The organism is Butyrivibrio sp. AE3006 (assembly GCF_000424165.1).
In the GTDB taxonomy this organism is placed as follows: domain Bacteria; phylum Bacillota; class Clostridia; order Lachnospirales; family Lachnospiraceae; genus Butyrivibrio.
The window spans coordinates 273911-286320 of record NZ_AUJJ01000002.1 but is presented as its reverse complement, the minus strand read 5'-3'; the positions used below and the strand labels follow the sequence as shown (position 1 = coordinate 286320).

Sequence of the window (12410 nt, the reverse complement as noted above, 5' to 3'; positions counted from 1 at the left end):
TCAAAAACTTATCTGTTAGATACATATTTTTCGTATCTATCATCCCTGATAACACCGCTAAAGTTAAGGCCAAAACCAAAGTCATAGGTATTACCTACAGAATCAGTGTAAGGAGTGTAATCAAAGGGCTTATCCTCACAGTGCTTCTCAACTGTTTCCATATCAGCAGGAAGCTGAACTGGAAGCATTGCTGAAGGCTCTGCGCCACCGCTCACGATGGTAAGTGTAGCCTTTGTCTCAACTCCAAAGTTAACAAGGATCGCATCTGCATATTTCTCAAATTCAGAAACCATGCAGGGATTATTCATTCTGATAGATACAATGACGGGCTTATCACCCATCTGCTCTCTTGCCTTAATTACAAGATCAAGATCGCTTTCGTTGGCAGGTGTGTTGGACTTTCCTTTGTAGGTTCTGTTATTTGACTCCTCACGGAAATCTCCGCCTGCAATGCTGACCTCTCTTGCAGCATCTGCTGTATAAGGTCTGTACTGAAGGGTCACAGGTCTGTAACCTGTCTCCTCAGTATATCCGTCGCTGATAGGACTTTCAATGAAGCAAATAGCCATATCTGCCTCTGCAGGATCATCTGTAACATCATAGAAAGGTGTTACATCTGCAGGATTTGCTCCCGGGATATCCATGGCAGGCATCATATCTCTCATAAAGCCCTTATGAGCATCGATATGTCTTCCGGGGATATAAACCTTCTTTCGTCCGCTTACAGGAAGAACGCCATTATTCTTAACCATTACGATACTTCTAAGCTGAGCATCGAAGCCCTCTTTTACGAACTCATCGCAGCCAAGTACTTTCTTACTCTCCTCGGGATCAAGATAAGGATTCTCGAAAAGTCCGCATCTGAAGCTGTTTAAAAGAAGTCTTACAGCACTTTCCTCAAAGCGCTTTCTCATGGCATCCTCACCATGACGCTCGCAGCCAATCTTATAAGCTTCAAGAATAGGCTTAATATCATTATTGCCGCCAAACTGGTCAACACCGTTCTCGATGATGCAAAGGTGTCTCTCTGCCTCGGATAAATCCTCTGTACCAAAGCATCTTGAACCAAAGGAATCAAGCTTTGGATTAGGATCCTGTGTGATGCCCCAGTCTGTACATACTACACCCTTATAACCGTATTTATCTCTTAAAAGATCACCGATTATGTATTTGCTATAGCTGTTTCCTACGTTTTTGCCTGAAGGATCAACGCCGTAGCTGATTGTATAATACGGCATTACTGCTGAAGCCTCACCTGTTTTATCAAGCTTAAATGCACCCTCAAGGAAAGGCTTTAAGTGCTCCTTAAGATTATCTCCCGGATATACAGCAAACTTACCGTAAGCATAATGTGCATCTCTTCCTGCCTCGCAGGGGCCGCCGCCCGGCCAATGTTTAACCATGGCTGCTACGCTGGTCTCGCCCCAGCCATCTGCCTCAGGGTCATTCTGAAGTCCTTCACAGTAATTCTTTGCATATTCTGTTACAAGCTTGCTGGAAGGACCATAGGTATCTGATACTCTCATCCATCTGGGCTCAGTTCCAAGATCGATCTGAGGTCCCAGCTCTGTTGTAATACCAAGTGCTCTGTACTCTCTTGCTGCAATACGGGCAAAGTTCTTTACTGTGTCAGCTGAAAATGTTGCTGCAAGGCCAAGTCCAAGGGGCCATTTACTTGTGCCCTTTGCCTCTGTCTTAAACTCAGCAGATGCACTGCCTGCGCCGTGTCTTGGATCAGTACTTGTATTTACAGGAATACCATGAGGCATCTCCTCACAAAGTGCCTGCATCTCGTTATTCCATTTAGCAGCAATTTCACCGTTCTTAAGAACCATGGCAAGAACATATCTCACATGATCCTCAGTAAGAAACTTCTTTTGCTGATCTGTAAGCTCCCATTCATCAGCGCCGCTCTCTGCAAGAGTCTTACCTCCCCTATAGGTTGCAGGGAACCAGCCACCACCCTCAGCGGGAACTATCTGATGCGCACTGTACATCATAAGACCTGCGATTTCTTCAACAGTCATCCTTGATGCCAGATCTTTTGCTCTCTCCTCGGGAGAAAGTCTCCAGTCCTCATATGGAACCAGCTCTCCTGTGCGCTCAAGATCTCTGAAAAATAACCCATCCTTCTCAATGACAGGCGCACTTGTAACACCCAGTGTGGGTCCGCCCTCATTTTTTACTGTCTTAAAATTTGCCATACCCTAAATACCTCCTAAAATACCTTCTCTGCACATTTTAATACATTTTCCCATTAATTTATATTGTATTTTGCCTTCTTTTCTTCAGTGAGCTCAGCTCCGGGGAACTGTCTCTTGGCCTCTTCCACAAGCTGCTTGTAGTTCTTATAATAAGTCCTCTTAACCTTTGTCTGATCACTGCTTACAAGAATTGAGTTGTTGCTCTTTAAATAAAACATACCCTCCTGAGCAAATCCAACACATCCATAACCCTGAGTTTCATAAATCATTGTTCCGTAACCCACAGACAATGCCATAAGGCCATCCTCTTCATCACAGATGATCTGTCGTACTGTTGCTGAAGTGTCAATAGACGACGCAGTGCATTCATTTTCTATGTCCCAGATACGGATCTTATAATCATCTCCCTGCATGATTATATGAGTGCCGTCATCTGTAAATCCGATAAATGCGCTAAGATATGACTGAAGCGGAATCTTTGCCTCGGTCTCATAGTTTTCAGTACTTACAAGCCTTACATATCCATCCTTACAACAGATAGCGATATGCTTATCATCCGGACTAAGTGCAATGAAATCTTTGGTGTAGCTGTTAGCTACCGTGCTCAAATTCTCGTCATTAAAATCCTTTGTAGTCTTACCCTCGATATCAATCTCATACAGAACATCTTTTCCTTCAGATACATAAAGCTTCTTAAGGCCTGAGTCTATAAGTACCTTACCGATATTTGATTTCGTTGATCCCTCAATCATTACCTTTTTGGTATCAAGGTCAACAGCTGCCAAATCCCTTGAATTCCATACAGCAGCGCCTGTACCATCCTTTGAAAGTGTCATGTTATATGTATACATATCAATGCCCAGCTCTTCAAGGGTGATCTCTTCACAGGTACCTTCATAGGGATTGATTATCCAAAAGCTGCGCTTATCCTGCAAAATAGCCTTATCATTAAAAAGATGGACACTATAGATAAACTCTCCCTCATCAAAGGAATAGATTTCTTTTCCATCCTTATCATAGAAGTTAACATTGGTATATTCGCCATAATCGGTAGTTGCAAAATATAAACCATCCGGCGATGTCATGCTTGGTGTTTCCTTCTTTTCAAAGGTAACAAAATCTTCTAGATCAGGTGCGTCATGCCACGTAAGAACATATAACTCCTCAGCTGAATAAGAACTAAGTATTATCTTATCCTTAAAAAGTGAGGCTTCTTTAATGGCAAAATTGGTTGGAATCTCAAATTCTGAATAGATTCGACCTTCTACAAAGTCAACAAAATCGATATTACCCTGTCTGTATCCAACCCTTCCATAGGGAGAATCAACGGTCATTGCAACCATTGTGGCATCTCCAGGAAGATTAAAGCTCTTAATAATGTCACCTGTATTCTCATCAATAGCAAAAGCATATGTAGCAGATGTGACTAAAACATAACTGTTTGTTACGCCGTTTTCTGTGTATGTATTGGATCTGATATTTGCATAATAGGTCAAAAGGTTCTTGTAGTTGGCATCAAGCTGTTTTGACCAGACCTTTTCATAATCAGAGTTAAAGAGTTCCACAGTAAGCTGTGTGATTCCCTCACTGATCATATCTTTATTGCCATAAAGTGTGACTATACTGCCGTTTTGTGTAACTGTAAAATCAAGGTAAATTCCATCTGAAACTTCAACACTTCTGTAGGTATTGTCATTTAAATCAACTATCGCAACGCAGGCTCCGTCTGTATCGCTATTGTCTCCACACACATAGAACTTATTATATTCCTCTATGTATTTACCTTCCGATCTGAAGTAAGCACCTGTATCATTGTCAAAATAAGCTATCTCAGAGCCATCACTGGTATCAATGATGCTAATGGACCTAAGTCCCACAAGAATCAGCTTACCTTGTTCAGCGCAGACTTCGCACTGTACGATAACGTCATCAGTCTTTAGCTCATATAACTTATTGCCGTCAAAATCATATTTAGTGACATTGTGCTCAGCAGCCACAAATAAGCCCGTACTGTCGGCGTCAGCGTATTTGATATCCTCATAGTAATTGAAATCATCTATGGCAGGCTCAATCTGAGTCATAAGGGACCAGTCCTGTGTATCCCATACATAGACCCTGCTTCCTTCATCAATTGTCACAAGCTTTGATGAATCATCTATTCTCTTCATATATTTGACAGGAAGCTCATGTGTAAGCACTCTGTCCACAGTAAAATCATTTGAATTACTGTAAGCATATAATACCTTTGATAAAGCATACTCTGCATCTGCCACATACGGTCTTTCATTATCTTCTGAAGGAAGTCCCTCGATTGCCACCAAAGCGGCATCCTCACGGGCTCCCTGATCAAGAAGAGTAAGGGCTTCTTCTGCATAGAATCTGGACTGATTTTCCAGCTTTCCATCGTATTGTATTGCTATCTCCTCAGCCAGCTTTGATTTTTCATCCGCCAGCTGTTTCATCTGCTCAGCCACATTGGCGTTATAGATACCAAAAGCAGTTCCGGCAAGGGTAAGTCCTGATGCAGCAAGTCCGAAGATACTGGACATCCTCTTAATTCTTCGCTCTCTGTCACGCTGTTTAAGCTCATCATAGGTACATCCGATGATGGGTGCCGCAAGACGAAGTATCTCTGTCTTGAACTTTTTGTTTATCTCCTTCTGAGTTGTTCCTCTTACATCAGCTGCAAGAGGCTCAACGGACTCTCCGTTCTCATCAACAAGGAGCTGTGCAGGGAAGCTGTCTGAGGGTTCTCCCTCAACAAGTACAGCCAGAATATGGTTTCTGCCATGCATTTTTATGAAGGTCTCAATCTCCTTGCAAACCCAGTAAGATTCAGGTGTTCTGGGTGAACAGATAACGATCAGGAATTCTGATTCGCGAAGCGCCTGAGAAATATTATCATCCAGGTCGCTTCCGATAGGCAGTTCTTCCTGATCCCTGAAAACTCGTCCTATTTTATTTTTGCCTGTCTTTTGTCTTACTCCCTTGGGAATCTTATATGTTTCAAGCCCGGTGTGAACCTTCTTTGCTATCTCCATGTCACCGGGTGTGTGTCTGTAGCTGATAAACGCAGCGTATCTCATTATGCCTGCTCCTTGATATATGTTTTCTTAAATACTTCTTCTGCGATGACATACATATCGGAGTGGTCATCTGCTCTTACAACCAGATAATCACCCTCTGTACCGAGATAGTATTTTTCCGGATCCCACTTAGTAAATACCTTTACCCTGTGGTCCAGCTTTTTGGCATAAATGCCGCATCCGCCCCTTGATACACAGCTTCTTGCAAAAGGCAGAATCTTTACTCTCTCACCGCTAACATGATTCATAACTGAAGGAGCATATTCTCCCGGATAGACATACTCGTCATCCGAAAGAGTGTAGTTTTCGTCAAATCTCTTTTTCCTTATGGGATAAACCTCACCATCTATACCGATTATTATATAAATATCCTCTTCAACGATGGTATCTATATCGCCTTCCAAAGTACGGATCATAATCTTGGTTCCGGGCGCAGCAAGATCTACAGCACGAACAAAACCAAGAGACAGTTCCTTCTTGATATAGTGATCATACTCAGAAATATCTTCAACTTTCTCACCTGCAAAGATAATCTCAGAATTCTCAAAATAATCTTTAAGCCTGTCGTCAAGGAAGCTCCTGATGGAAGCATTGTCATAGCTTATGCCGGCCTTTTCAAGAAGGTCCTTTTTAAGAAGTCCTCCTGCCTTAATTAGATGACCGCCACCGCCGCCATATCCGGACGCAAGAAATGCCGCAAGCTCGCTGGCCTTGATTTCTCTGACACAGCTTCTTACGGATATCTTCACGCCAAAGGGCATAACACTGTAAACAAGACATGCATCTATGCTGTCTACTTCCAGAGTCATGTCACTGATGATACCAAGGATATTGGGGTCACAGGGCTTGGACTCAACGATGGCATAAAGTCTCTCTTCGTCATAATAGGCATGCTTAAGAGCATCCCCGGCTATAACCAGCTCATCCTTGGACAAATTGGAATTTTTGAAAAGAACTATGTCAGCCATACGGGGTCTGGCATAATCTCTAAGGTCCCTGTCAGAAGGGTGAGATATCTCTTCAAATCCGCTGGTATCGGTCATAAGACCGTAGTAAAGCGCTGTTGCGATATTCACATCTTCATTGATATCTATGTCTTCCAGCTGCATAAGCTCATAGATTACTGTTGAGCAGGAGCCGTAATTACTCCTAAGGGCAGCCATTTCCGGAAGCGTACCGGATATCTGATGATGATCAATAGTCGCTATATTCTCAGCATCAAAATGCTTAACATTACTCTCACCATACTGGCAGTCTACTGTTACAAGCAGTTGCGGAGGTTTAAGCTCAGTTACAAATTCTACGGGAATATTAAGATTTTCCTTCATGAGAACAAGATTGCTCTTACTTATGGGAGATCTTCCACCATATATGAATCTTGCATCTTTTCCATGTTTTTTCAGATACCACTTAAGGGCAAAGCCGCTGGCGAGGGCATCAGCGTCAGGATTGTCGTGACATTGGATTACAATGTCATCGAACTCCAACAGATCTTTAAGACAAAAAGCCATTGTATTTCTCCACTCTATTAAAACTGTCTATAGGGCATAAATAAACACGCATTTTTCCCCTCAGCTTATGCGTGTTTACTATCATACCTTATTAAATTATTTGAGCATTGTCAAAGCTTATTTACATTGATTCGTAAGTATTTCTGATAGCTTTGATAAAGTTCTCGGAATTAAGTTTTTTTGCATTTGGATTAGAGGTAATAAGGAGAAGGTCTCCTGTCATCTGACCGCTTTCAATAGTGGAAAGTGTGGCCTTTTCCATCTTGTCAGCCCAGTCGATAAGCCCCTGAATTCCATCAAGTTCTCCTCTTTTTCTCATAGCGCCTGTCCATGCAAAAATAGTTGCTACAGGGTTGGTGGATGTCTCCTCACCCTTGAGATACTTGTAATAGTGTCTCTGAACAGTTCCGTGAGCTGCCTCATACTCGTAGATTCCATCGGGTGAAACAAGAACTGAGGTCATCATTGCAAGACTTCCGCAGGCAGATGAAACCATATCACTCATAACATCGCCGTCGTAGTTCTTGCATGCCCAGATAAAGCCGCCTTTGGACTTCATTACACGTGCAACGGCATCATCGATCAGAGTATAGAAATACTCGATTCCTGCCTCATCAAATCTGTTCTTATAATTCTTAGCAAAGGTCTCATCGAAAATCTCTCTGAATCTGGCATCATAGGTCTTACTGATGGTATCCTTTGTTGCAAACCAAAGATCCTGCTTGGTTGAAAGGGCATATTCAAAGCATGCCTTTGCAAAGCTCTTTATGGAGTCATCCTTATTATGCATTCCCTGAATGATTCCGGGGCCATCGAACTCCTGGATTGTCTGTCTGATCTCTGTTCCGTCAGCGCCTGTGAAAACAAGCTCCGCTTTACCTGCTCCGGGAACAGCTATCTCTACATTCTTATAAACATCACCGTAAGCGTGACGTGCAAGAGTAATGGGCTTCTCCCAGGTCTTTACATTAGGCTCTATTCCCTTTACAAGGATAGGTGCACGGAAAACAGTTCCGTCCAGCATAGCACGGATTGTTCCGTTGGGACTCTTCCACATCTTCTTAAGGTCGTACTCCTCAACACGTGCAGCGTTGGGGGTAATGGTAGCGCATTTAACAGCTACGCCATATTTTTTTGTGGCATTGGCACTGTCAATTGTAACCTGATCGTCAGTCTCATCACGATATTTAAGACCGAGATCATAGTATTCACTCTTAAGCTCGATAAAGGGTTCAATCAGCTCTTCCTTAATCATCTTCCAGAGAATTCTGGTCATCTCATCGCCGTCCATCTCTACGATGGGTGTTGTCATCTGTACTTTTGCCATTTCTACTCCTCCCGGTCAATTGTTTTTGTAGTTAAGTAAACCATTCTTTACCATATTATCATACGCACTGCGCATATGCCTATTGGCAAATTCCTCAGCCTTATCGGGGTTCTTATCCCTGATAGCTTCCATTATTGCTCTGTGTTCATTATTGCAATCCTTGCCGCGTTTTCCCGACAGAGTTTTCTGCCTGATTCTCCAGACATACTGATGATAATCCTTCAAAAGATGCTCCAGCATTTTGGAATTGCAGGATTCATAGAGTATTGTATGGAAACGGTTATCAAGCTCGGCGAGCTGCTCCAAATGCCCCTTACTCTCATGAAAATCTGCCAGATACACGATTTCTTCAAGTTCTTCCATCTGCTCGTCTGTGATATTATCGCAGGCCCATCTTGCACAAAGACCTTCCAGCTTGGACCTTATCATATAAATATCGTGAATGTCTTCAACACTTATCCCAACGACATATGCACCTTTGTTGGGAATAATCTGCACAAGCCCCTCAAGCTCAAGCTGACGAAGTGCCTCTCTTACAGGAGTTCTGCTTACGCCAAGCTCCTTACCTATGGCAACTTCCTTAAGCTCCTCACCGTCAGAGTATTTTCCATTCAGTATATCATCTCGTATTCTGTTAAAAACACGGCCCCTCAAAGAATATTTATCTGTAACTTCCTGCTTTAAATCTTTATTATTCATAAGCCCTCTCTTACAGCGTTTTAACGGCTCCGTCTGTAATCTCTATTCCGATAAGTTTGGATACCTCATCAATCTTGCTTGTAAGCTCTTCATCATACATAACGGTTACACGGCCGTTTTCATACTCGCCATCTACCCACTCCTTCAAGAGCTGTACGATCTGAGCATCTTTTCCAAGAGCCTGATCACCCTTAAGGTGATAATGAACGTTGATCCAATGTGCTATTCCTGCAAGACCTGATGTGTTGGAAACAGCACTTACCGGAGGTCTTCCAAGGAATTTATCCGTATCAAAAATATTGTAGATTTCCTCATTTTTAAGAAGTCCGTCAGCGTGAATTCCTGCTCTTGTAACATTGAAATTCTTACCTACAAAAGGTGTCTGAGGCGGAATATGATAACCAAGCTCCTTCTCATAATAACGGGCAAGATCAGTAATAACCTGAGTATTCATTCCATTAAGAGTGCCCTTAAGCTGAGCATACTCAAAGATCATAGCTTCAAGAGGCGTATTTCCTGTTCTCTCTCCGATTCCGAAAAGTGAAGCATTAACGCCTGAACAGCCATAGAGCCACGCTGTGGTTGAGTTGGTAACAGCCTTATAAAAATCGTTATGTCCATGCCACTCAATAAGCTCACTGGGAACACCGGCATTGGTATTTATGGCATAAATGATACCCTGTACGCTTCTTGGAATAACAGCACCTGAAAAATTAACGCCATAGCCCATGGTGTCGCAGGCACGAACCTTAATAGGAAGTCCATACTCCTCGCGAAGCTTCATAAGCTCCACACAGAAAGGTACTACGAATCCGTAGATATCAGCTCTTGTAATATCCTCAAGGTGGCATCTGCAGGCGATTCCCTCTTCAAGGCAGTCTCTGATTACGCTAAGATAATGCTCAAGAGCCTGTTTTCTTGTCATCTTAAGCTTTAAGAAAATATGGTAATCAGAACAGCTTACAAGGATGCCTGTCTCCTTCATGCCAATCTCTTTTACAAGCTTAAAGTCTTCTTTACTTGCACGGATCCAGCTTGTAACCTCAGGGAACTCATAGCCTCTCTCCATGCACTTATAAACCGCATCTCTGTCCTTCTTGCTGTAGAGGAAAAATTCACTGGCTCTGATCATTCCGTTAGGACCGCCAAGCTCATGCATCATGTCATAGATTTTTACAATCTGCTCTGTGCTATAAGGCGCACGTGACTGCTGTCCATCTCTGAAGGTTGTATCTGTAATCCAGATATCCTTGGGCATATTATGAGGAACGATTCTGTCATTAAAAGGAATCTTGGGTACCTCATCATATGGGAACATATTCCTGAAAACATTAGGTTTTTTAACATCATCAAGAATATACATATGCTCTTCAATCTGTAACAGATTGTTGTGCTCATTCATAGTTACTGGCCTGTTCTGGAATGTCTGATCCTGCATTTTTCCCTCCTGTAGTTGCGTTAACTTCGCACCGTTTTGGCCTGCAAACATGTATATTCCACTCAGCTGGCGCTCTCGCTCTGTAAAAAACGTAGCGGTACTAAGGCGTCATAAAACGCCGCCTAAGAACCGACGTTTTTTAAAGCAGCTTCGTGGAACATATATGTTTTCCGGCCCCACCGGCGCTAAATAAAATTCAATCTATTAGATTTTTTCTGTGATTGTAAGATTGGTTATACGACTTAATTTCAATCTTGCGTATCATTGTATACAATAATACCATGTATGTCAACGCTTTAAATTGATAAAGCAAAAAAGTATAAGAAAAGCCACAAGTGAAACCTTTAAACGTGTCACTTGTGGCTCATGATAAAATACATCGCTAAGTCATTCGCTAAGTCATCTGAGTTTGAACTGGTTGATCATTCTGTTGAGGTCTTCGGACTGCTCGGTGAGGGTCTGGGATACATTGCTGGATTCCTGAGCGGTCTCAGAGTTGCTCTGAACTACTGAGGAAATCTGATCGATACCTTCGTTGATCTCTTCCATGCTGGTGGCCTGATTCTGTGCCATCTCTCCGGTTTCCATTATCATGCCGGTAATTTCTTCAACTGATGCCTGCATCTGCTGAAGGGCATCTGTTGTCTCTCCAACAACATCATTACCGTTTCTGATTTCTTCCATTGTATCCTGAATAAGCTGATGAGTATTCTTTGCAGCCTCAGAACTCTGACTTGCCAATGTGCTGATTTCTTCAGCAACAACTGCAAAGCCTTTTCCTGACTCTCCTGCTCTTGCAGCCTCGATAGATGCATTAAGAGCAAGCAACTGAGTCTGCTTTGCAATAGATTCGATTGAATTGGTTACCTGCTCAATCTCGTTGGATGCCTCTGTGATCCTTACCATTGCATCTGTTACAAGATGCATCTTACGAGCGCTGGCATCTGCATCCTCACGAACCTTCTCTGCCATCTTTCTGGATTTCTCTGCTGTTTCAGCCATGAGTTTGGTCTGTTCTGTAACTGTATTAACAGATGCTGTCAGCTCTTCAACGGCTGCAGCCTGATCTGTAGCGCCTTCTGCCAGATCAGTAGCCCCTCTGCTCATTCCACTTGCACCCTCAGATACATGGTTGGACGAATCCTTAACACGTGAAAGAGTATCTGAAAGAGATTCTGTAATATTATTAAGAGCTTCCTTTATAGGAGCAAAATCTTCTTTATAAAGCTCGGGATGAAGCGTTCCCTGTGTGAAATCGCCATCAGCGACAATCCTCAGGGTTTCTCTGATATCAGCAACAATACGTTCAGTGATTGATGTAGACTCATTCAGATCCTTGGCAAGTCTGCCAAGCTCATCTCCTGATGTGTAATCAATGTTGATATTAAGATTTCCTCTGGACATATCGTCTGCAGCCTTTGAAATCTCTTCAACAGGTTCAAGAATAGACTTGGATAGTTTTTTCTTTACGTCAACGATATAAATCATAACCATGATAACAATGATTATGGAAAGCGTTGAAAGCACTATACCCATAATGAGAGCAGCTCGGTATGCAGATGCCGCTGCTTCCTTTGAACCTGAAGAAACGCTCTTAAAATCCTGTACCGCGGCATCAATGGAAGGATACAGTGTATCATTGAAATAGTAGAATATTTCTTCCGAGGTTGATCCATTGGTGAACATATCACCAAGCGTCTTTCCATTTTGCTGTACTATCTTAAGATCATTTGACACTGCCGTTAATGCTGAGGTATCATCCAACACTGTCTCAAGATTAGCAAGGTTAGCATCAAACTCAGCGAACTTTTCCATAGCTTTTCCAAGTTGTTCCTGACGAATTGCATCATCAGGAGATGAAAGTGCCCACAGAAAAGCTTTGGATAATGCCTGAACATCAATTCTTATCTCTGCCTGGTAGGTATTCATTGTGTAGTACTTACGATAAATTGTTCTTACTGAGATAAGAGCTGCAAGAATGGTTATCGCCAAAATTGCTGCCGTTGTGCAGAACATAATGATTATCTGTTTGAATGTGGAGTCGAATTTCTCCTTAACACTCAGATCATGAATTTTCTTCTCATCAACACGTACAAGATTTATCACGCTCATCGCCGCCTACTCCCTTCTTAAAAGAAAAATCAC

Annotated in this window: 7 protein-coding genes; all 7 read right to left on the bottom strand. The window is 42.5% G+C overall.

Features of this window, described 5'->3' with window-relative positions; all coding sequences use genetic code 11:
* Nucleotides 1-8: 8 nt before the first annotated feature.
* The 7 genes from G603_RS0102965 to G603_RS0102935 all read right to left on the bottom strand — a co-directional run bounded on the left by G603_RS0102965 (nucleotide 9) and on the right by G603_RS0102935 (nucleotide 12377).
* Nucleotides 9-2204 carry a glycoside hydrolase family 3 protein gene (locus G603_RS0102965; protein ID WP_026669275.1) on the bottom strand — a complete coding sequence of 732 codons (2196 nt, stop codon included), beginning with the start codon at nucleotides 2202-2204 and terminating at the stop codon, nucleotides 9-11.
* Nucleotides 2205-2257: 53 nt separating this feature from the next.
* A complete protein-coding gene (locus G603_RS0102960) occupies nucleotides 2258-5290 on the bottom strand; it encodes a toll/interleukin-1 receptor domain-containing protein (protein ID WP_026669274.1) in 3033 nt (1010 codons plus the stop codon).
* Nucleotides 5290-6801, bottom strand: a complete 1512-nt coding sequence (locus G603_RS19000) for a DHH family phosphoesterase (protein WP_051207394.1) — start codon at nucleotides 6799-6801, stop codon at nucleotides 5290-5292. Before G603_RS19000 ends, G603_RS0102960 begins: the two co-directional genes overlap by 1 nt.
* A 121-nt stretch (nucleotides 6802-6922) precedes the next feature.
* Nucleotides 6923-8128 carry an NADP-dependent isocitrate dehydrogenase gene (locus G603_RS0102950; protein ID WP_026524208.1) on the bottom strand — a complete coding sequence of 402 codons (1206 nt, stop codon included), beginning with the start codon at nucleotides 8126-8128 and terminating at the stop codon, nucleotides 6923-6925.
* 15 nt (nucleotides 8129-8143) lie between these two features.
* Entirely contained in the window at nucleotides 8144-8827 is a 684-nt protein-coding gene (locus tag G603_RS0102945; protein WP_035791734.1) for a GntR family transcriptional regulator, read from the bottom strand.
* 10 nt (nucleotides 8828-8837) lie between these two features.
* Entirely contained in the window at nucleotides 8838-10265 is a 1428-nt protein-coding gene (locus G603_RS0102940) for a hypothetical protein (RefSeq protein WP_026494371.1), read from the bottom strand.
* Nucleotides 10266-10664: 399 nt separating this feature from the next.
* The gene (locus G603_RS0102935; RefSeq protein ID WP_026669272.1) at nucleotides 10665-12377 is read right to left on the bottom strand and encodes a methyl-accepting chemotaxis protein; all 1713 of its coding nucleotides are present in this window, start codon (nucleotides 12375-12377) and stop codon (nucleotides 10665-10667) included.
* Between the last annotated feature and the right edge of the window lie 33 nt (nucleotides 12378-12410).

Coding starts and splice junctions, on each gene's coding strand:
- G603_RS0102965 (WP_026669275.1), bottom strand. CDS start 2,204: ATGGCAAATTTTAAGACAGTAAAAAATGAGGGCGGACCCACACTGGGT.
- G603_RS0102960 (WP_026669274.1), bottom strand. CDS start 5,290: ATGAGATACGCTGCGTTTATCAGCTACAGACACACACCCGGTGACATG.
- G603_RS19000 (WP_051207394.1), bottom strand. CDS start 6,801: ATGGCTTTTTGTCTTAAAGATCTGTTGGAGTTCGATGACATTGTAATC.
- G603_RS0102950 (WP_026524208.1), bottom strand. CDS start 8,128: ATGGCAAAAGTACAGATGACAACACCCATCGTAGAGATGGACGGCGAT.
- G603_RS0102945 (WP_035791734.1), bottom strand. CDS start 8,827: ATGAATAATAAAGATTTAAAGCAGGAAGTTACAGATAAATATTCTTTG.
- G603_RS0102940 (WP_026494371.1), bottom strand. CDS start 10,265: ATGCAGGATCAGACATTCCAGAACAGGCCAGTAACTATGAATGAGCAC.
- G603_RS0102935 (WP_026669272.1), bottom strand. CDS start 12,377: ATGAGCGTGATAAATCTTGTACGTGTTGATGAGAAGAAAATTCATGAT.